Origin of the sequence: Halobacteriovorax sp. YZS-3-1 (genome assembly GCF_047084945.1) — a bacterium.
Taxonomy (GTDB): Bacteria; Bdellovibrionota; Bacteriovoracia; order Bacteriovoracales; family Bacteriovoracaceae; genus Halobacteriovorax_A; species Halobacteriovorax_A vibrionivorans.
Map to the genome: position 1 here is coordinate 370,771 of NZ_JBKIYI010000001.1, position 17,181 is coordinate 387,951.

Genomic DNA, 17,181 nt, shown 5'->3' on the forward strand with positions numbered 1-17,181 from the left:
TGGTGTGTTACACCATCCCTCTATAGTTTATTATGGGCTAAAGCCTAATTTTATCTTTGAAATTTGTTGTAGTTAAGGAGCGGAAATGCCTACGATTAACCAATTAATTAGAAAAGGTAGAACTGATAAGTTTGAAAAAACTAAATCACCTGCCTTAAAAGCGTGTCCACAAAGACGCGGTGTATGTACAAGAGTATATACAACTACTCCTAAGAAACCAAACTCAGCGATGAGAAAGGTTTGTAGGGTAAAACTAACAAGTGGATTTGAAGTTACTTCATACATTGGTGGTGAAGGACACAATCTACAAGAACACTCGATCGTTATGATTCGTGGTGGTAGAGTAAAAGACCTTCCAGGGGTTCGTTATCACACTATTAGAGGTACATTAGACTGCCAAGGTGTTGATAAAAGAGGTCAGAGAAGATCTAAGTACGGTTGTAAAAAGCCTAAGAAGTAATTTAGTTAACTAATTGACACCGATTGCGTAATGGCCTGAGGTGAGTAATCGATCAGTTAAATCTGTTTCCGGTGAAGGAGAAATAATATGAGTAGAAAAAATAGAGCACAGACTAGAGAAGTACTACCTGATCCAATTTTTCAAGACGTTGTTGTTGCAAAATGTGTAAACGCAATTATGAAAGATGGGAAAAAGTCAGTTGCTGAAAAAATCTTTTATGGAGCACTTCAAAGAGTTGAGTCAAAGACTGGTGAAGAGCCATTAAAAGTATTCAAAAAAGCACTTTCTAACATTAAGCCAGCGGTAGAGGTTAAGTCTCGTCGTATCGGTGGTGCAACTTACCAAATTCCAGTTGAAGTTAGAAATAACAGAAGACAATCTTTAGCACTTAGATGGCTAAGAGATTACGCAAGAGCTCGTGGTGGTAGAACTATGGTTGAAAAACTATCAGACGAAATCATCGACGCTTCTCAAGGTAGAGGTGGAGCTGTTAAGAAGCGTGAAGACACTTACAAGATGGCAGAAGCTAACAAAGCATTTGCTCACCTTAAGTGGTAATCTGTTATTAATCTAACAAGATAAAATTAAGCAAATTTCATAATAAACTATAAAGGGCCTCTATTGAGGCCCTTTTTTATTCCTACCTAAACTGCCTTGTTTGTGTTAATTATATGTCTGCATTTTATTAAATTTTTAAGGACTTATTATGAGTTTAGAAAATATTCGAAATATCGGTATTATGGCGCATATTGATGCCGGAAAGACGACAACTACTGAGCGTATTCTTTATTATACGGGTAAGAGTCATAAGATTGGAGAAGTGCATGATGGTGCTGCGACTATGGACTGGATGGTTCAGGAGCAAGAACGTGGTATCACAATTACTTCCGCTGCTACGACTTGTATGTGGAAGAAGACAAATATTAATATTATCGATACTCCAGGTCACGTAGACTTCACAATTGAGGTTGAGAGAGCTCTTAGAGTTCTTGATGGGGCAATTGGTGTATTTGATGCTGTAGCCGGTGTAGAGCCACAATCAGAGACTGTATGGGGCCAGGCTGATAAGTATAGCGTTCCAAGAATTGCATTTGTTAACAAGATGGACCGTGTTGGTGCTGACTTTGAAATGTGTCTTGGAGAGATTAGAACTAAGCTTGGTAAAACTGCAGCAGCAATTCAATTACCAATTGGTGCAGAAGATACATTCAAAGGTGTTATTGACCTTGTAAATATGAAGGCCATTCTTTTTAAAGATGAAGACTTGGGCTCAACTGTTGTTGTTGAAGAAATTCCACAAGATATGCAAGATGATGCACAAATGGCCCATGAGGAATTAATTGAAACTTTAGCTGACTTTGATGACCAATTAGCAGAGGATTATCTGTCTGGTGAGTCTATATCAGCTGAAAGAATTTCAAAGTCTATTCGTGATGCAGTTATTAATCACGAATTTGTTGCAGTTCTTTGTGGTTCTGCTTTTAAAAACAAGGGAGTCCAGCCACTTCTCGATGCTGTTCGCGACTACCTACCTTCACCAATTGATCGTGGTGAAGTAAAAGGTGTGAATGGAAAGAATCATGATAAGGAAGAAGTAAGAAGGCCAGATACTGAAGATGCATTTTCAGGGATTGCATTTAAGATTGCAACGGATCCATTTGTTGGTTCTTTAACATTCTTCAGAATTTATTCAGGTTCTCTTAAGGCGGGAGCACAGGTATATAATCCTCATAAAGGTAAGCGTGAAAGAGTTAATAAAATTCTTCAAATGCATGCAGCTAAGAGAACTGAGCTTCAAGAAGCAAAAGCTGGTGATATTATTGCAATTTCGGGATTAAAAGAAACTGTAACGGGTGAAACTCTTTGTGCGGAAAACCGTACAATTATTTTCGACCTTATGGAATTTCCAGAGTCTGTAATCTCAGTTGCCATTGAGCCTAAAACGACAAATGATGAAAAGAAGTTAATGACTTCTTTAAGTCAGCTAAAGCTAGAAGATCCTTCGTTTACTTATCAACATAATAAAGAAACTGGTCAGCTTCTAATTTTTGGTATGGGCGAGCTTCACTTAGAGATTATTTGTGATCGTCTTGAGCGTGAATTTAAAGTTGGTATACGAGTAGGAGATCCTCAGGTTTCTTATAGAGAGAGTATTACAGGTACGGCTAAGGCCGAAGATACATTTAACCGCGAGCAAGGTGGAAAGATGGTGTATGGCCATGCTGTTGTTGAGGTTGAGCCAACGGATCATCAGTCTGGTGTTCAATTTGAAACAGATCTAACTAAGCGTGATCTACCACAAGACTTCTTAAATGCTATTGAAAAAAGTATCAAAGATACTTCAATGGGGGGAGCACTTGCTGGGTATCCATTTATAAATATTAAGGCTAAATTAGTCGCAGCAAACTTTAATGAAGAAGAAGGCTCTGAAGTTGCATATGCTATTGCAGCCTCAAACGCATTTAGAGAAGCATGTCGTAATGCTGGATTGTCTTTACTTGAGCCTAAAATGAGCCTAGAAGTAGTAACTCCAACTGATTACACTGGGGATATTATTTCAGATATAAATACAAAGCGTGGAAAAATTCACGCCATGAGTGCAAAGCAAGATAAAGAAGTGATTGATGCTGAAGTTCCTTTATCTGAAATGTTTGGTTACTCAACAGATATACGCTCGAAATCACAGGGAAGGGCCAACTTTACGATGAACTTTGATCGTTATGAGGAAATTCCTATGAAAATGGCGAAAGAAATACTTGAAAAACGAGGAATATACATCTAAAACACTTTAGATTTTTTTTAACAAAAAGCAGGAGTAAAAAAATGGCAAAAGAATCTTTTGACAGAAGTAAGCCCCACGTAAACATTGGTACGATCGGGCACGTTGACCACGGTAAGACAACTCTTACAGCGGCAATTTCAATTACACTAGCGAACGCACTTGGTGGTGACGTAAGAAAATTCGACGAAATCGATTCGGCACCAGAAGAAAAAGCTAGAGGTATTACAATCAATACTTCACACATTGAGTATGAAACAGCAACAAGACACTACGCACACGTAGACTGTCCAGGTCACGCTGACTATGTAAAGAACATGATTACAGGTGCAGCACAAATGGACGGAGCAATCTTAGTTTGTTCAGCGGCTGATGGGCCAATGCCACAAACAAGAGAGCACATCCTTCTTGCACGTCAGGTAGGTGTACCAGCGATCGTAGTATTCTTAAATAAAGTAGACCAGGTAGATGATGAAGAACTACTTGAGCTAGTAGAAATGGAAGTAAGAGAGCTTCTTTCTTCTTACGACTTCCCAGGTGACGATATTCCTATCGTAGCTGGTTCGGCACTAGCAGCTCTTGAAATGAGAGACGATGCAATTGGTAAAGATAAAGTACTAGAGCTTATGGCACAAGTTGATGAGTATATCCCAACTCCAGCTAGAGCAACAGATCTTGACTTCCTAATGCCAGTAGAAGATGTATTCTCAATCTCAGGACGTGGTACAGTTTGTACAGGACGTGTTGAAAGAGGTGTAATCAAGGTAAACGAAGAGATCGAAATCGTTGGTATTAAAGAAACAACTAAGACAACTGTAACAGGTGTTGAGATGTTCAGAAAGCTTCTTGACGAAGGTCGTGCAGGTGATAACGTTGGTCTACTTCTACGTGGTGTTAAGCGTGAAGAAGTACTACGTGGTCAGTGTCTAGTTAAGCCAGGATCAGTAACTCCACACGCGAAGTTCAACTGTGAAGTATATATCCTTTCAAAAGATGAAGGTGGACGTCACACTCCAATCTTCAAAGGTTATAGACCACAATTTTACTTCAGAACAACAGACGTAACAGGTGATATTACACTTGCAGACGGAGTTGAGATGGTAATGCCAGGAGACAATACTTCATTCGCAGTAGATTTAATTACTCCAATTGCGATGGAAAAAGGTCTTAAGTTCGCGATCCGTGAAGGTGGTAGAACAATTGGTGCTGGTACAGTATCTGAAATTCTAGACTAATTTTATTGTATATAAAGAGGGTGGTCTTAAGGGCCACCCTTTTTTTATGAGAAAAATTGGTTGATGCGTAAAAAATATATGGCCTAGCGTAAAAATAATTTGACAATAGGCCCAAAAAACATATAAAAGTCAAATTCAACTTTTAAAATTGATTAATAGGATGTGTATGAAAGCTTCTAAGTTAAGAATTAAATTGCGCGCATATGATCACAAGCTTCTTGATAGCTCTGTAGATGAGATCGTTCAAACAGCTAAAGAAACAGGCGCTAGAGTAGCGGGACCAATCCCATTACCAACAGAAATTAATAAATTTACTGTTCTTAGATCACCTCACAAAGATAAAAAATCTCGTGAGCAATTTGAAATGAGAACACACAAGAGACTAATTGATATTGTTGATCCAACTCAACAGACTGTTGATAGCCTAATGAAATTAGATCTATCAGCTGGTGTTGACGTTGAAATCAAGTACTAGTATAAACTAAAAAAATTTTATTATTAACCATGCATGCATCTCTTGGAGAAGAGTGATGCTGTGGAGGCAAAATGACAGAAGAAACTCAAGCAGTTGAGACAGCTGCTACTGAATCATCTAGTTCACTAGCTCTTAATACTATCTATGGTGTTAAAGCTGGTATGACAAGAATCTTTGATGAAGCTGGTAACCACGTTCCAGTAACAGTAATCAAACTTATTCCTAATAAAGTAACTCAAGTTAAGACTCTAGATAAAGATGGGTACGAAGCTTACCAAGTTGGTTACTACGAAAAAAGAGAAAAACTACTTAATAAAGCAACTAAGGGTCACCTTAAGTCAGCTAACGTTGAGAATAACTTTGTAAGATTTGCAGAAGTTACAGCTCAAGGTGTAGATGCTGCTAACTTAGGTAAAGATCTTTCAGTTGAGTCATTTGAAGCTTCTACATATGTTGACGTAACAGGAACATCTAAAGGTAAAGGTTTCCAAGGTCAAATGAAGAGACACAACTTTAAAGGTGGACCTGCAACTCACGGTTCGAAATTCCACAGACGTGGTGGTTCGATCGGTAACAGAGCGACTCCTGGTAAAGTTTGGAAGAACAAAAGAATGCCTGGTCACATGGGTAGTGAGACAAAAACTATTCAAAACATCAAGGTTGTTGAAGTTAATCAAGATAAAGGATACATGCTACTTAAGGGATCAGTTCCTGGTTCTAAAAACGGTTTTGTAAGAATTGCAAAAGCACTTAAGAAGTAATAGTAGACTGAGGTAATAGTTATGAGTGATGTAACAGTATTAAATGCAAAATTAGAAGAAGCGGGAAAGCTTACTACAAACGTAAGTCTAACTGCTGAAGATATTAACGTAGCGGCTGTACACCAAGTTGTTAAAGCTACTCTAGCGGGAAGAAGACAAGGTAATGCTTGTGTTAAAGGTCGTTCAGATGTTAGCGGTGGTGGTATTAAGCCATTCAAGCAAAAAGGTACAGGTAGAGCACGTCAAGGTTCTATTAGATCGTCTCTTATGGTAGGCGGTGGAACTGTTCACGGTCCTAGCCCAAGAAGCTACGTTCAAAAAGTTAATAAGAAAATGGCAAAGGTTGCTATTCAATCTATTCTTGCTGACAAACTCCAAGCAGGAAAGTTGACAGTAGTAGATACGATTGAATCAACTGGTAAAACTAAAGAAATGTACAATCTTTTAAATGGTAAAGGTTTACTACCGGCTTTAGTAGTAACTGCTGATAAAAACTCACCAGCTCTTAGAGCAGTGAAGAACTTACAGTGGGGTAAAGGGATGGCCGTTGAAGGTTTCTCTGTATACGAAGCGGTTAAATTCGAAAACCTAGTTATTGAAAAGAGTGCATTAGAAACCCTATTAAATAAGTTGGTGTAATTATGGCGACGTTAGAAAATGTATTAAAGAAACCACTTATCACTGAAAAGACTTCTGTAGCTACAGATAACTACAACAGATTTGGTTTTGTTGTAGATCTTAAAGCTAACAAGCATCAAATTAAGAATGCAGTTGAAGCGCTTTATGATGTGAAAGTATTAAATGTAAAGACAAACATCACTCCAGGTAAAATTAAAAGAGCTGGTAAAGGTGTAAAAAAGACTAGTAAATTCAAGAAGGCTTTCGTTCAATTAGCGGAAGGTCAAAAGATTGAATTTTTTAAAGGTGTTTAACTAGTTAGCTGAGGAAATTATGGGTATTAAAAGATTTAAACCAACAACTCCTTCACTAAGAAAGATGCAAGTCCTAAATAGTGATGAGTTAACAAAAGATGTAAAGCCGGTTAAAGGTCTAACATCAGTTAAGAAAAATTTTGCAGGTAGAAATAACTCTGGACGTATCACTGTTAGACACAGAGGTGGTGGAGTTAAGAGAAGATATAGAATTATCGACTTCAAAAGAAACAAAATGGATATCCCTGCAACAGTTCAAGCGATCTCATATGATCCAAACAGAACTTGTAATATCGCACTTATCGCATACCACGATGGTGAGAAGAGCTACATCCTAGCTCCTCTTGGACTTAAAGTAGGTGATAAAGTTATCGCATCTGCAGATGCAGATATTAAAGTAGGAAATGCTAAGAAGCTTAAGGACATTCCAGTTGGTACTCTTGTACACAACGTTGAAATGTACCCAGGAGCTGGTGGTCAATTAGCACGTTCTGCAGGCTCTTACGTACAAATCATGGCAAAAGAGGGTAAGTTTGCTCTTCTTAGAATGCCATCAGGTGAGCTTAGAAAAGTTGAATTAGTATGTATGGCAACTATTGGTCAGGTAGGTAACCTAGATCACGAAAAACGTAACATTGGTAAAGCTGGACGTAAGAGAAAGCTTGGATTTAGACCAACTGTACGTGGTGTTGCTATGAACCCAGTTGATCACCCACACGGTGGTGGTGAAGGTAGAACTTCAGGTGGACGTCATCCAATTTCACCATGGGGAACACCAACTAAGGGTTACAAGACTAGAACTAATAAGAGAACTGATAAGTTCATCGTTAAGAGAAGAAAGTAGTAGGAGATTAATATGGCCCGTTCACTTAAAAAAGGACCATTTGTTGATATTAGCTTAATGAAAAAAGCTCTACAAATGCAAGAAGAAGGTAATAAAGGTAACAAAGTGATCAAGACATGGTCTAGAAGATCAACGATTGTTCCTGAGTTTATTGGACTTACATTTGCCGTTCACAACGGTAAGAAATTCATACCAGTTTATGTTACAGACAATATGATCGGACATAAGTTAGGTGAATTTGCACTTACAAGAACTTACTATGGTCACGGTGCAGATAAGAAAGGCAAGAAAAAGTAGTTAAGTTACAGTTGAATAAGGAGAAGGTCAGATGGCCATTACAGTTAGAAACAGTAGAGTTGGTATCGCGCCAAGAAAAGTAAGACAGGTTTGCGATCTAATTAGAAAGAAGAAAGCTTCTGAAGCGTTAAAGATTTTACGTTTCCAAGAGAAGAAAGAAATTGCACTTGTTTTAACAAAATTAATTAATAGTGGATTAGCAATCGCAGCTGATTCTGAAAAATATGATTTAGACAACTTAGTTGTTTCAATCATTAAAGCGGACGAAGGTCCAACTTTAAAGCGTATCCAGCCAAGAGCTCAAGGTCGCGCATTCAGAATTAGAAAAAGAACTAGTCACATAACAGTTGAACTAAAAGAAGCATAGGATAAATTATGGGACAAAAAGTACATCCATACGGTTTTAGATTAGGTTATATTAAGTCATGGCACTCAAATTGGTTTGCTAACGATCAAGAATACGGTGAAACACTTCACGAAGATCTTGCAATTAGAAACTACATTGAAAAGAACATGAAGAATGCTTCTGTAGCTAACATCGAGTTATCAAGAACTTCAAACCAGGTTAAGGTTACTGTTTATACAGCTAAGCCAGGTGTAGCAATTGGTAAAAAAGGTGCAGGAATTGAGAAAATTAGAAACGACCTTAAGAAACTTACTAAAGGGACTCTAATCTTCAATATTGCAGAAGTTAAAAGACCAGATGCAGAAGCAAAGTTAATTGCTGAGAATATCGCAGGTCAGCTTGAGAAACGTGTAGCTTTCAGAAGAGCAATGAAGAAAGTTATGCAGTCAGCATTCAGAGCTGGTGTTAAAGGTATTCGTGTTAGAACAGCAGGTCGTTTAGGCGGAGCTGAGATGGCAAGAGCAGAAGGTTATACAGAGAGAAAAGTTCCTCTACACACTCTTAGAGCAGATATTGATTACAACACTGCTGAAGCACAAACAACATACGGTATTATCGGTGTTAAAGTTTGGGTTTATAAGGGTGAGATTTACAAGTAGTTGGAAATTCGTTAATGAATTGAATTTATTGAGGTAAATATGTTAAGTCCAAAAAAAGTAAAGTGGCGTAAGCAGCAGAAAGGAAGAATGAAAGGGAAAGCAAACCGTGGAAATACTATCACGTTCGGCGAATTTGCTATACAAGCCCTGTCATGTGGGTATATAACTAACCGTCAGATTGAAGCTGCCCGTATTGCAATGACAAGAAAGATCAAAAGAGGTGGTAACGTTTGGATCAAAATCTTTCCAGATAAAGTCCTAACTAAGAAGCCAGCTGAAGTTCGTATGGGGAAAGGTAAAGGTTCTCCAGATTCTTGGGTTGCAGTAGTAAAACCAGGAAGAGTAATGTTTGAAATTAAGCATACTGATCCTGAGCTAAGTAAACAAGCACTTAAGCTTGCTATGTACAAGCTGCCTGTTAAAACTAGAATCATTTCTAGAGAGCAACAGGAACTTTAATCGTTAGAGGAAGTTATGCAAAAGTTAGATTATAAAGAAGTAAGCGGTTTAAGCGGTAAAGAAATTGATGCAAAAGTTACTGAAATGAGAAGAGCTATCTTCGATATGAACATGTCAAAAGCGACAAGTGGAATCGAAAAGCCTCATCAGCTAAAAATTGCAAAAAAGAATATTGCTAAATTATTAACAGCAAAGAAAGCTAAAGGTGAATAACCATGAGTACAAAAACGTTTAAAAGAAAGCTAGATGGTGTAGTTGTTTCTGTAAAGAATGATAAAACTGTAGTTGTTAACGTTGCTAGACGTTTTAAGCACCCTGTATACAGTAAGTTCGTTACAAAAACTAAGAAATACCATGCTCATAACGAAAGTTTTGAAGCAAGTCTAGGTGACAATGTAACAATTATTGAAAGTAAACCTTATTCAAAACTCAAAAAGTGGGAACTGTTAAAGGTAAATAAGTAATGGCTTAATAAGCCTATTTTAGGAGTTAGAAATGATTCAGATGCAAACTAAGTTAGAAGTTGCTGATAACTCTGGAGCTAGAGAAGTAAAGTGTATCAAGGTTCTTGGTGGTTCAAAAAGAATGAACGCAAATCTTGGTGACATTATTGTAGTAGCAGTTCAGCAAGCTCTTCCAGGTGGAAAAATTAAAAAGGGTGACGTTAAGAAAGCAGTTATCGTTAGAACTAAGTACCCAATTAGAAGAGAAGATGGTTCTTACATCAGATTTGATAAGAACAGTGTTGTAATTCTAAATAATAACAATGAACCAGTAGGGACACGTATTTTTGGTCCTGTAGCTAGAGAATTAAGAAACAGAAGTTTCACTAAGATCTGTTCTTTGGCCCCGGAAGTTCTATAATCAAGGTTCAGTGAGGAAGTTATGCAAAAGCTAAAAGTTAATGATAATGTTGTAGTTTTAACAGGAAAAGACAGAGGCAAAACTGGTGAAGTTAAGAAAATTAATTTCAAGACCAAAGTTGTTTATGTTGGTGGTGTTAATCTAGTAAAAAAAGCAATTAAACCAACTCAAGAGAACCCAGCAGGCGGTATCGTTGATATCGAAGCGCCTCTTCACATCTCTAATGTTGCTGTTGTAAGCCCAAAAACAAAAAAGGCTACAAGAGTAAGATTTGAAGAAAAAGATGGAAAGAAAGTTAGAGTCGCTGTTTCTTGTGGATCAGAACTGAGTTAAGGGTAGAGGCAGATATGAGTAGATTCAGAAAACTTTATAATGATGAAATTAAAAATAAAATGACTGAGAAGTTTGGTTATAAGAATGTTAACCAGATTCCTAAGCTAGAAAAGATAGTGGTTAACTGTTGTACAAGAGACGCAGTTACTAACTCTAAAGTTGTTCAGTCGATTGTTAAGGATCTTGGAACTATTACTGGTCAAAAGCCAGTTGTTGCAAAGGCTAGAAAGTCTGTTGCAGGTTTCAAAGTTAGAGAAGGTATGCCTCTAGGTGCAAATGTTACTCTTCGTGGTGAGAGAATGTACGAATTCCTTGATAGACTTGTTAATATTACTCTTCCAAGAGTTCGTGACTTTAGAGGTGTTTCTTCTAAAGGTTTCGATGGACAGGGTAATTATACTTTAGGTTTAAAAGAGCAGATTATTTTCCCAGAAATTTCTTACGATCAAATTGATAAAGTAAGAGGTCTAGGAATCTCAATCGTAACAACTGCTGGAAACAACGAAGAAGGTAGAGAGCTACTAAACCTTTTTGGTATGCCTTTCAACAAGTAATAGAGGATATAGTAATGGCTAGAAAAGCGAAAATTGAAAGTAACAAGAAAAGAGCTAAGCTTGCTGAAAAATATGGTGCTTTAAGAAAAGAACTTAAGGCTGCTATCATCAACGAAAAACTTTCTGATGAAGAGAGATTTGAAGCGATGATCAGACTTCAAAAGCTTCCAAGAAATTCAGCTCAAATTAGAGTAAGAAATAGATGTGAACTGACTGGTCGTCCACGTGCTTTCTATAGAAAGTTCAGATTATCAAGAATTCAATTTAGAGAGTTAGCACTTAAAGGGATGATCCCAGGTGTAACTAAGTCAAGCTGGTGATGGTAGAGGAGACGAGATTATGATGACTGATCCTATTTCAGATATGTTAACAAGAATTAGAAATGCAATTAATGCTGGACACGATAGAGTTGAGTTCCCAGCATCAAAAATGAAAGCTGGTGTTTGTAAAGTTATGAAGGACGAAGGATATATTCGTTCATTCAAAATTATTGCAAAAAGCCAGTCAGATATAAGAATTAAAGTACTACTAAAAGATAACGCTATTGTTGGTCTTCAAAGAGTATCTAAGCCAGGTCTAAGACAGTACCGTGGTTATAAAGATATCTCTAGAGTAATCAGTGGTCTAGGTACTTCAATCCTATCAACTTCTAAAGGAATTATTTCTGATAGAGAAGCGAGAGCGACAAAAGTTGGTGGTGAAGTAATCTGTAATATTTGGTAGTAGGGAGCGAGTAATGTCACGTGTAGGAAAAAACCCGGTAATAGTTCCTGAGAAAACTCAGGTATCAATAAACGGTACAACAGTATCGGTTAAAGGGCCTAAAGGTGAACTAGAGTATACTTTTAATAATTTAGTAACTCTTTCACATGAAGGTAACGAAGTAAAAGTAAACCCAATTGACGAGTCAAAAAAGTCTCGTGCAATGTGGGGTACAGCAAGACAAATCATCTCTAACATGGTAACAGGTGTTACTGATGGTTTTACAAGAAAGCTTGAGTTCAACGGTGTTGGTTACAAGGCGTCAGTAAGTGGAAACACAATGACACTTAACCTTGGTTACTCTCACCCAATCGAGTACGTTCTTCCAGAAACAGTTGCTGCAAAAGTAACTAAGAATGAGATTGAACTTACTGGACCAAATAAAGAGCTTCTTGGATTTGCTGCTGCAAAAATCCGTTCATTCAGACCACCAGAGCCATATAAAGGTAAAGGTGTTAAATACGCTGAAGAGCACATTGTTAGAAAAGCTGGTAAATCTGGCGGTAAGTAATAAATATGTAGCCTGAGAATGGCCCGCGGTTAGGGCCTAGGGTGAGGAGACTAAAATGATTAGAAAACCTTATGGTAAAGCTGGTAAAGCAAGTACAGCTAGAAGAATTAGAAGAAAACTTGCAATTCGTAAAAAAGTTGTTGGTAATGCAGAAAGACCACGTCTATCTGTAAACCGTACAAACAAGCACATCACTGTACAAGTTATTGATGATGAAGCTAACAAGACTCTTTTCAGTGTTCAAACTTATGGTAAGAACGCAGTAGAAGGAAAGTGTAATGTTGCAGGTGCTCAACTTGTAGGTGCTAAACTTGCTGAAAACTTAAAAGCTAAGAATATTTCAACTGCTGTTTTCGACAGAAACGGACTTAAATACCACGGTGTAATTAAAGCTGTTGTTGAATCTGCTAGAGAAAATGGAATTCAAATTTAGGAGTAAGTGATGTCTGAAGAAAATAAAAGCGTTGAAAAAACAGTAAAAGCAGAACCTAAGAAGAAAGCTTCTAAAAGAGCTCCATCTAAAAAACGTCAAAATAATAACGGAATGGATGTTGAGCTTGAGGAAAGAGTTGTTGCTGTAAACAGAGTTGCAAAGGTTATGAAGGGTGGTAGAAGATTTTCTTTTAGTGCTCTAATGATCGTTGGTGATAAGAAAGGTCGCGTTGGTTTTGGTCTAGGGAAAGCAAAAGAAGTTCCTGAAGCAATCAGAAAAGCAACACAAGCGGCTCAAAAAAGTATGATTTCGGTACCTGTTGATGGTGGAACAATCCCACATACAGTTATGGGTGAGTTTGATGCTGGTCAGATCCTTTTCAAGCCTGCCGCAGAAGGTACAGGGGTTAAGGCTGCTGGTGCATGTCGTTCAATTCTTGAGCTTGCAGGTGTTAAAGACGTTCTAACTAAGTCACTTAGAGGTAATAACCCACACAATATCGTTAAGGCGACATTTGATGCTCTAGCACAACTAAGATCAGTTGAAGAAGTTGCAAGAGTACGTGGTAAAGAAGCTAAGGGCTTAAGAATTAAAGGTTAATTGAGGTTGATATGACAGCGAAAACAATTACAGTTACATTGAAGAAAAGTACTATTAAGTGCAACGAAAAGCAAAAAGCTACAGTTAGAGGTCTAGGACTTAGAAAAACAGGTACATCTAAGACTTTAGAAAATACATCAGCTGTTAGAGGAATGATCAAAAAGGTAATTCACCTTTTAGACATCCAGGAATAAGAGGTAGATATGTTAACTTTAAATAACTTAAAAAGCCCAAAGGGTGCACATAAGAACATCAAGAGAATTGGTCGTGGACAAGGTTCAGGACAAGGTACTCAAGCTGGTAAAGGTCATAAAGGTCAAAAAGCTCGTGCCGGTGGTGGTGTAAGAACTGGTTTCGAAGGTGGGAACATGCCATTATACATGCGTCTACCAAAGAGAGGATTTTCTAACGCTCCATTTAAAACAGTATATGCTGAAGTTTCTCTAGCTACTCTAGAAGCGAAATTTGATGGCGGAGACGTTACAAAAGAAGCTTTAATTGAGAAGGGTATTCTTAAGGGTGCGGATAAAAGACGTCCTGTGAAAATTCTTGCTAACGGAGAGCTTTCAAAATCGTTAAATTTTGTTAATATTGAAAAGTTTTCTAAGAGTGCACAAGAAGCAATCGAGAAAGCTGGTGGAAAAATAGCAACAAAATAAAAAGGATCGTCTGATGTCAAATGCTCATGGAAGACTTGAAGAGCTTAAGAAAAAAGTCTTTTTTACTTTTTTATTATTAGTAGTATATAGATTGGTTGCGCAAATCCCTGTTCCAGGGGTTGATGCGCAAGCAATTTCTTCATATTTTGCAGAATCTGGAGGCGGAGGTCTTTTCGATCTAATCAACACTTTTAGTGGTGGTGCCTTCAAGAGATTCTCAGTTTTAGCACTGGGGATTATGCCTTATATTACTACTTCTATTATCTTTTCTCTTCTTGGTGAGGTAATTCCTCAGATCCAAGAGATGCAGGAAGACTCAGAAGGACAAAAGAAAATACAAAAATGGACTAGGTATGCAACAGTAATACTCTGTTGCATACAGGGTTACTCAATGGCCGCTGTGTTTGAAACATTTGTTTCACCTGGTGGTGCTAGAGTTATTCCTGATCCAGGTATGCTATTTAGAGTTGTTACAATGATTACTCTAGCTGCAGGGACAATGTTTCTTCTATGGCTAGGTGAGAGAATCACTGAATTTGGACTCGAAAATGGTGTATCACTGATTATTTTTGCAGGTATTGCAGTTGAGCTACCAACAGAAGTAATTCAGAAAATAACATTATTTAGAAACGGTGAAATGGGTGGTTTAGAACTACTAACTTTTGCTGCTGTAATTGTTGTTGCATTCTTCGTGGTTGCATTTATTGAAAGAGCCTTTAGAGCTATTCCAGTACAATATGCTAAAAGAGTTGTTAACAACAGAGTTTACGGAGGGAATCAAACACTTCCGATGAGAGTTGATACTGGTGGAGTTATGCCTCCTATCTTAGCATCTTCTCTACTTGCTGCACCTGCAACTTTTGCGACATTTATCCCAGCTGATAGTGCGTTTAAGCCATACTTTGATACTATTCAACAAAGTTTATACCCAGGGCAGTTACTATTTAATATCTTGTTTGGAGCTTTGATTGTGTACATGACTTATTTCTATGCACCAATTCAGTTCAAAACTAAGAAAATTTCCGAAATGCTACAAAAGAATAATGCATTCATCCCAGGAATTAGACCTGGTGATAAAACTAAAGAATATCTAGATACACTTTTAAATCGTATGTCATTCTTTGGGGCCTTATTCCTTATTGTTGTTTGTATTGTGCCTTCTTTGATTACAGGAGCTCAAACACGTTTCGGTGGAACATCTATGCTGATCCTTGTTTCAGTTTCAGTTAGAGTAATGATGAATGTGCAATCGTTTATGTTTGCTGACAAATATGAGTCATCATATAAGTCTAAAGGTAAATATAACGGAAATAACAGAAGGTTCTAGTCAATATGTCGCCACAGTTAATACTTATTGGAGCACCCGGTTCAGGTAAAGGTACTCAAGCTAAAAAGATTGTAAACGAACTTGGTTACAATCATGTTTCTACAGGTGATCTTCTGCGCGCAGAAGTTGCTAAAGGAAGTGAGCTAGGTACTAAAATCAAAGAAGTAATGGACTCTGGTGAGTTAGTTAGTGACGAACTTGTATTAGATTTATTAAAAGCAAATTGTGCTGTTGATAAATCGACATATATTTTTGACGGTTATCCACGTAATTTAGTACAAGCTAAAGATCTTGATAGTGCTCTATTGGGTGGAGTTAAGTCATTAGCTGTTTATTTTGAAGTCAATATCGATACTTTAGTAGAGAGAATTGTAAACCGCCGTGTCGCTCCTAAGAGTGGTGAGATTTACAATCTTAAAACTAAGCCACCGAAAGTTGATGGAAAATGTGATGTAAGTGGTGAAGATCTTGTGCATCGCAAAGATGATAATGAAGAAACTGTAAGAACAAGAATGAAGGTTTTTACAGACAATATTGAGCCTGTACTTGAGTATTATGAGTCACAGGGAAGACTAGTTAAGGTAGACGCAACCAAAGACCTTGACGCTATTTTTGAAGATATAAAAAAAGTTGTTAAATAATTTATAAATAAGTGATTGAGCTTGCAATATGGCCATGAGTCATATATAAGCAATTACTTTAGGTTTTTAGTATATGAGTAATCAGGAAACTATTGAGGTTGAAGGGGAAGTTACTGAGCTTCTTCCTAATACTAAATTTAAAGTCAAGCTACCGAATGGACATTCGGTAATTGCCCACATTAGTGGAAAAATGAGAATGCACTTTATTAAAATTTTACCTGGAGATAAGGTCCTTGTTGAAATCAGCAAGTATGATCTAACGAAGGGAAGAATTACATATAGAAGTAAAAAACGCTAGTGTAGTAGAACATACGAGGTAGTTATGAAAGTTAGAGCATCAGTGAAACCGATGTGTAAAGATTGTAAAGTTATTAAAAGAAAAAACGTACTTAGAGTTGTATGTAAAAACCCTAAGCACAAGCAAAGACAAGGCTAATTAATAGGAAGGAGTGTAGCTATGGCGAGAATTCTTGGTGTTGATATTCCTAGAAATAAGGTAATGAGAATTGCCCTGCAATCTATTTATGGTGTAGGACCAAAGATTGCTAAGGAAGTATTAGAAAAAACAAACATCGATTTAAACAAAAGTTCAAACGAACTTACTGAAGAAGAAGCAAATGAAATCAGACTTGTTCTTGAAAGTGAGTACACTGTAGAAGGTGACTTAAGAAGAGAAGTTGGTCTTAACATTAAGAGACTTAAAGATTTAGGTTGTTACAGAGGTATTAGACACAGAAAAGGTCTACCGGTAAGAGGTCAAAGAACTTCTACTAATGCTCGTACTCGTAAGGGGCCAGCAGTAGCAATCGCAGGTAAGAAGTCAATTAAGTCAATGAAGTAATTGTTAGGAGTTAATGATGGTTAAGAAAACAGCTTCAAAGAAAAAAGTAAAAAAGAACATCACGAGAGGTATCGCTCATATTCAGTGTTCTTTCAATAATACAATCGTAACATTCACAGATATGAATGGTAACGCAATTTCATGGGCGTCTGCAGGTCAGCTAGGTTTTAGAGGATCTAAGAAGTCGACTCCATTCGCGGCTCAAATGGCTTCAATGGAAGCAGCCAAGAAAGCTATGGAGCACGGACTATCAAGCGTTGAAGTAAGAGTTAAAGGTCCAGGTGCAGGTAGAGAAAATGCTGTAAGAGCATTCATCGCTGCAGGTCTGAAGATTACTTCTGTTGCTGATAGGTCACCAATCCCACACAACGGATGTCGTGCACCAAAAAGAAGAAGAGTATAATTTATA

General features: G+C 37.5%; 31 protein-coding genes. All 31 read left to right on the plus strand.

What is annotated here, in order from left to right:
* Nucleotides 1-85: 85 nt before the first annotated feature.
* The 31 genes from rpsL (at nt 86) to rpsK (ending at nt 17,175) form a co-directional block, all read left to right on the plus strand.
* Nucleotides 86-460, plus strand: a complete 375-nt coding sequence (gene rpsL / locus ACMAZI_RS01860; protein WP_114705881.1) for a 30S ribosomal protein S12 — start codon at nt 86-88, stop codon at nt 458-460.
* Nucleotides 461-547: 87 nt separating this feature from the next.
* Nucleotides 548-1,018 carry a 30S ribosomal protein S7 gene (gene rpsG, locus ACMAZI_RS01865; RefSeq protein ID WP_114705880.1) on the plus strand — a complete coding sequence of 157 codons (471 nt, stop codon included), beginning with the start codon at nt 548-550 and terminating at the stop codon, nt 1,016-1,018.
* Between the two features lie 148 nt (nt 1,019-1,166).
* Nucleotides 1,167-3,242 (plus strand): elongation factor G, encoded by a 2,076-nt coding sequence (gene fusA / locus ACMAZI_RS01870; protein ID WP_120405578.1) that lies wholly within the window; start codon nt 1,167-1,169, stop codon nt 3,240-3,242.
* 41 nt (nt 3,243-3,283) lie between these two features.
* The gene (gene tuf, locus ACMAZI_RS01875) at nt 3,284-4,474 is read left to right on the plus strand and encodes an elongation factor Tu (protein WP_120405577.1); all 1,191 of its coding nucleotides are present in this window, start codon (nt 3,284-3,286) and stop codon (nt 4,472-4,474) included.
* Between the two features lie 166 nt (nt 4,475-4,640).
* Nucleotides 4,641-4,949, plus strand: a complete 309-nt coding sequence (gene rpsJ, locus ACMAZI_RS01880) for a 30S ribosomal protein S10 (RefSeq protein WP_114705877.1) — start codon at nt 4,641-4,643, stop codon at nt 4,947-4,949.
* A 71-nt stretch (nt 4,950-5,020) separates the two neighbouring features.
* Nucleotides 5,021-5,710 carry a 50S ribosomal protein L3 gene (gene rplC / locus ACMAZI_RS01885; protein WP_114705876.1) on the plus strand — a complete coding sequence of 230 codons (690 nt, stop codon included), beginning with the start codon at nt 5,021-5,023 and terminating at the stop codon, nt 5,708-5,710.
* Nucleotides 5,711-5,731: 21 nt separating this feature from the next.
* Nucleotides 5,732-6,349 carry a 50S ribosomal protein L4 gene (rplD, locus tag ACMAZI_RS01890; protein ID WP_114705875.1) on the plus strand — a complete coding sequence of 206 codons (618 nt, stop codon included), beginning with the start codon at nt 5,732-5,734 and terminating at the stop codon, nt 6,347-6,349.
* Between the two features lie 2 nt (nt 6,350-6,351).
* Nucleotides 6,352-6,642, plus strand: coding sequence for a 50S ribosomal protein L23 (gene rplW / locus ACMAZI_RS01895; RefSeq protein ID WP_114705874.1), 291 nt, complete (start codon nt 6,352-6,354; stop codon nt 6,640-6,642).
* A gap of 19 nt (nt 6,643-6,661) precedes the next feature.
* A complete protein-coding gene (gene rplB / locus ACMAZI_RS01900) occupies nt 6,662-7,486 on the plus strand; it encodes a 50S ribosomal protein L2 (RefSeq protein WP_114705873.1) in 825 nt (274 codons plus the stop codon).
* 12 nt (nt 7,487-7,498) lie between these two features.
* Nucleotides 7,499-7,783 carry a 30S ribosomal protein S19 gene (gene rpsS, locus ACMAZI_RS01905; RefSeq protein WP_114705872.1) on the plus strand — a complete coding sequence of 95 codons (285 nt, stop codon included), beginning with the start codon at nt 7,499-7,501 and terminating at the stop codon, nt 7,781-7,783.
* A 31-nt stretch (nt 7,784-7,814) separates the two neighbouring features.
* Nucleotides 7,815-8,150, plus strand: coding sequence for a 50S ribosomal protein L22 (gene rplV / locus ACMAZI_RS01910; protein ID WP_114705871.1), 336 nt, complete (start codon nt 7,815-7,817; stop codon nt 8,148-8,150).
* Nucleotides 8,151-8,158: 8 nt separating this feature from the next.
* Complete coding sequence (gene rpsC, locus ACMAZI_RS01915; protein WP_114705870.1) at nt 8,159-8,788, plus strand: 30S ribosomal protein S3; 630 nt, start codon at nt 8,159-8,161, stop codon at nt 8,786-8,788.
* 39 nt (nt 8,789-8,827) lie between these two features.
* On the plus strand, nt 8,828-9,247 hold the full coding sequence (gene rplP / locus ACMAZI_RS01920; protein WP_114705869.1) for a 50S ribosomal protein L16: 420 nt from the start codon (nt 8,828-8,830) through the stop codon (nt 9,245-9,247).
* A gap of 15 nt (nt 9,248-9,262) precedes the next feature.
* Nucleotides 9,263-9,460, plus strand: a complete 198-nt coding sequence (gene rpmC, locus ACMAZI_RS01925) for a 50S ribosomal protein L29 (protein WP_114705868.1) — start codon at nt 9,263-9,265, stop codon at nt 9,458-9,460.
* 2 nt (nt 9,461-9,462) lie between these two features.
* Nucleotides 9,463-9,711 (plus strand): 30S ribosomal protein S17, encoded by a 249-nt coding sequence (gene rpsQ / locus ACMAZI_RS01930; RefSeq protein ID WP_114705867.1) that lies wholly within the window; start codon nt 9,463-9,465, stop codon nt 9,709-9,711.
* 31 nt (nt 9,712-9,742) lie between these two features.
* Nucleotides 9,743-10,111, plus strand: a complete 369-nt coding sequence (gene rplN / locus ACMAZI_RS01935) for a 50S ribosomal protein L14 (protein ID WP_114705866.1) — start codon at nt 9,743-9,745, stop codon at nt 10,109-10,111.
* A 21-nt stretch (nt 10,112-10,132) separates the two neighbouring features.
* Entirely contained in the window at nt 10,133-10,444 is a 312-nt protein-coding gene (rplX, locus tag ACMAZI_RS01940) for a 50S ribosomal protein L24 (RefSeq protein ID WP_114705865.1), read from the plus strand.
* A gap of 14 nt (nt 10,445-10,458) precedes the next feature.
* Nucleotides 10,459-10,998 (plus strand): 50S ribosomal protein L5, encoded by a 540-nt coding sequence (gene rplE / locus ACMAZI_RS01945; protein WP_114705864.1) that lies wholly within the window; start codon nt 10,459-10,461, stop codon nt 10,996-10,998.
* A gap of 14 nt (nt 10,999-11,012) precedes the next feature.
* Nucleotides 11,013-11,318, plus strand: a complete 306-nt coding sequence (rpsN, locus tag ACMAZI_RS01950) for a 30S ribosomal protein S14 (RefSeq protein ID WP_114705863.1) — start codon at nt 11,013-11,015, stop codon at nt 11,316-11,318.
* Between the two features lie 22 nt (nt 11,319-11,340).
* Nucleotides 11,341-11,721, plus strand: a complete 381-nt coding sequence (gene rpsH / locus ACMAZI_RS01955) for a 30S ribosomal protein S8 (RefSeq protein ID WP_334677875.1) — start codon at nt 11,341-11,343, stop codon at nt 11,719-11,721.
* 13 nt (nt 11,722-11,734) lie between these two features.
* The gene (rplF, locus tag ACMAZI_RS01960; protein ID WP_114705861.1) at nt 11,735-12,271 is read left to right on the plus strand and encodes a 50S ribosomal protein L6; all 537 of its coding nucleotides are present in this window, start codon (nt 11,735-11,737) and stop codon (nt 12,269-12,271) included.
* A 55-nt stretch (nt 12,272-12,326) separates the two neighbouring features.
* Nucleotides 12,327-12,704: a 50S ribosomal protein L18 gene (gene rplR, locus ACMAZI_RS01965; protein ID WP_412473896.1), complete on the plus strand. Its 378-nt coding sequence runs from the start codon at nt 12,327-12,329 to the stop codon at nt 12,702-12,704.
* 111 nt (nt 12,705-12,815) lie between these two features.
* Complete coding sequence (gene rpsE, locus ACMAZI_RS01970; protein ID WP_233500243.1) at nt 12,816-13,304, plus strand: 30S ribosomal protein S5; 489 nt, start codon at nt 12,816-12,818, stop codon at nt 13,302-13,304.
* 11 nt (nt 13,305-13,315) lie between these two features.
* The gene (rpmD, locus tag ACMAZI_RS01975) at nt 13,316-13,498 is read left to right on the plus strand and encodes a 50S ribosomal protein L30 (RefSeq protein WP_114705858.1); all 183 of its coding nucleotides are present in this window, start codon (nt 13,316-13,318) and stop codon (nt 13,496-13,498) included.
* Nucleotides 13,499-13,507: 9 nt separating this feature from the next.
* Nucleotides 13,508-13,963 carry a 50S ribosomal protein L15 gene (gene rplO, locus ACMAZI_RS01980; RefSeq protein WP_114705857.1) on the plus strand — a complete coding sequence of 152 codons (456 nt, stop codon included), beginning with the start codon at nt 13,508-13,510 and terminating at the stop codon, nt 13,961-13,963.
* A 13-nt stretch (nt 13,964-13,976) separates the two neighbouring features.
* Nucleotides 13,977-15,290 (plus strand): preprotein translocase subunit SecY, encoded by a 1,314-nt coding sequence (secY, locus tag ACMAZI_RS01985; protein WP_114705856.1) that lies wholly within the window; start codon nt 13,977-13,979, stop codon nt 15,288-15,290.
* 5 nt (nt 15,291-15,295) lie between these two features.
* Nucleotides 15,296-15,931, plus strand: a complete 636-nt coding sequence (locus tag ACMAZI_RS01990) for an adenylate kinase (RefSeq protein ID WP_114705855.1) — start codon at nt 15,296-15,298, stop codon at nt 15,929-15,931.
* 73 nt (nt 15,932-16,004) lie between these two features.
* Complete coding sequence (gene infA / locus ACMAZI_RS01995) at nt 16,005-16,229, plus strand: translation initiation factor IF-1 (RefSeq protein WP_021266177.1); 225 nt, start codon at nt 16,005-16,007, stop codon at nt 16,227-16,229.
* Between the two features lie 24 nt (nt 16,230-16,253).
* Nucleotides 16,254-16,367 (plus strand): 50S ribosomal protein L36, encoded by a 114-nt coding sequence (rpmJ, locus tag ACMAZI_RS02000; protein ID WP_021276174.1) that lies wholly within the window; start codon nt 16,254-16,256, stop codon nt 16,365-16,367.
* A 21-nt stretch (nt 16,368-16,388) separates the two neighbouring features.
* Nucleotides 16,389-16,772 (plus strand): 30S ribosomal protein S13, encoded by a 384-nt coding sequence (gene rpsM, locus ACMAZI_RS02005; protein ID WP_114705854.1) that lies wholly within the window; start codon nt 16,389-16,391, stop codon nt 16,770-16,772.
* Nucleotides 16,773-16,785: 13 nt separating this feature from the next.
* Nucleotides 16,786-17,175: a 30S ribosomal protein S11 gene (rpsK, locus tag ACMAZI_RS02010; RefSeq protein WP_233500234.1), complete on the plus strand. Its 390-nt coding sequence runs from the start codon at nt 16,786-16,788 to the stop codon at nt 17,173-17,175.
* Nucleotides 17,176-17,181: the final 6 nt, after the last annotated feature.

Bases quoted from the DNA above. Each gene is read 5' to 3' on its own strand.
- fusA (WP_120405578.1), top strand. From the start codon at position 1,167: ATGAGTTTAGAAAATATTCGAAATATCGGTATTATGGCGCATATTGAT.
- rplO (WP_114705857.1), top strand. From the start codon at position 13,508: ATGTTAACTTTAAATAACTTAAAAAGCCCAAAGGGTGCACATAAGAAC.
- rpsH (WP_334677875.1), top strand. From the start codon at position 11,341: ATGACTGATCCTATTTCAGATATGTTAACAAGAATTAGAAATGCAATT.
- rpsK (WP_233500234.1), top strand. From the start codon at position 16,786: ATGATGGTTAAGAAAACAGCTTCAAAGAAAAAAGTAAAAAAGAACATC.
- rplF (WP_114705861.1), top strand. From the start codon at position 11,735: ATGTCACGTGTAGGAAAAAACCCGGTAATAGTTCCTGAGAAAACTCAG.
- tuf (WP_120405577.1), top strand. From the start codon at position 3,284: ATGGCAAAAGAATCTTTTGACAGAAGTAAGCCCCACGTAAACATTGGT.
- rplE (WP_114705864.1), top strand. From the start codon at position 10,459: ATGAGTAGATTCAGAAAACTTTATAATGATGAAATTAAAAATAAAATG.
- rplR (WP_412473896.1), top strand. From the start codon at position 12,327: ATGATTAGAAAACCTTATGGTAAAGCTGGTAAAGCAAGTACAGCTAGA.
- rpmJ (WP_021276174.1), top strand. From the start codon at position 16,254: ATGAAAGTTAGAGCATCAGTGAAACCGATGTGTAAAGATTGTAAAGTT.
- rpsS (WP_114705872.1), top strand. From the start codon at position 7,499: ATGGCCCGTTCACTTAAAAAAGGACCATTTGTTGATATTAGCTTAATG.
- secY (WP_114705856.1), top strand. From the start codon at position 13,977: ATGTCAAATGCTCATGGAAGACTTGAAGAGCTTAAGAAAAAAGTCTTT.
- rpsE (WP_233500243.1), top strand. From the start codon at position 12,816: ATGGATGTTGAGCTTGAGGAAAGAGTTGTTGCTGTAAACAGAGTTGCA.
- rpsC (WP_114705870.1), top strand. From the start codon at position 8,159: ATGGGACAAAAAGTACATCCATACGGTTTTAGATTAGGTTATATTAAG.
- rplN (WP_114705866.1), top strand. From the start codon at position 9,743: ATGATTCAGATGCAAACTAAGTTAGAAGTTGCTGATAACTCTGGAGCT.
- rpmD (WP_114705858.1), top strand. From the start codon at position 13,316: ATGACAGCGAAAACAATTACAGTTACATTGAAGAAAAGTACTATTAAG.
- rplV (WP_114705871.1), top strand. From the start codon at position 7,815: ATGGCCATTACAGTTAGAAACAGTAGAGTTGGTATCGCGCCAAGAAAA.
- rpmC (WP_114705868.1), top strand. From the start codon at position 9,263: ATGCAAAAGTTAGATTATAAAGAAGTAAGCGGTTTAAGCGGTAAAGAA.
- rplC (WP_114705876.1), top strand. From the start codon at position 5,021: ATGACAGAAGAAACTCAAGCAGTTGAGACAGCTGCTACTGAATCATCT.
- rpsQ (WP_114705867.1), top strand. From the start codon at position 9,463: ATGAGTACAAAAACGTTTAAAAGAAAGCTAGATGGTGTAGTTGTTTCT.
- rplD (WP_114705875.1), top strand. From the start codon at position 5,732: ATGAGTGATGTAACAGTATTAAATGCAAAATTAGAAGAAGCGGGAAAG.
- rpsL (WP_114705881.1), top strand. From the start codon at position 86: ATGCCTACGATTAACCAATTAATTAGAAAAGGTAGAACTGATAAGTTT.
- rpsN (WP_114705863.1), top strand. From the start codon at position 11,013: ATGGCTAGAAAAGCGAAAATTGAAAGTAACAAGAAAAGAGCTAAGCTT.
- infA (WP_021266177.1), top strand. From the start codon at position 16,005: ATGAGTAATCAGGAAACTATTGAGGTTGAAGGGGAAGTTACTGAGCTT.
- rpsJ (WP_114705877.1), top strand. From the start codon at position 4,641: ATGAAAGCTTCTAAGTTAAGAATTAAATTGCGCGCATATGATCACAAG.
- ACMAZI_RS01990 (WP_114705855.1), top strand. From the start codon at position 15,296: ATGTCGCCACAGTTAATACTTATTGGAGCACCCGGTTCAGGTAAAGGT.
- rplP (WP_114705869.1), top strand. From the start codon at position 8,828: ATGTTAAGTCCAAAAAAAGTAAAGTGGCGTAAGCAGCAGAAAGGAAGA.
- rplW (WP_114705874.1), top strand. From the start codon at position 6,352: ATGGCGACGTTAGAAAATGTATTAAAGAAACCACTTATCACTGAAAAG.
- rpsG (WP_114705880.1), top strand. From the start codon at position 548: ATGAGTAGAAAAAATAGAGCACAGACTAGAGAAGTACTACCTGATCCA.
- rplB (WP_114705873.1), top strand. From the start codon at position 6,662: ATGGGTATTAAAAGATTTAAACCAACAACTCCTTCACTAAGAAAGATG.
- rpsM (WP_114705854.1), top strand. From the start codon at position 16,389: ATGGCGAGAATTCTTGGTGTTGATATTCCTAGAAATAAGGTAATGAGA.
- rplX (WP_114705865.1), top strand. From the start codon at position 10,133: ATGCAAAAGCTAAAAGTTAATGATAATGTTGTAGTTTTAACAGGAAAA.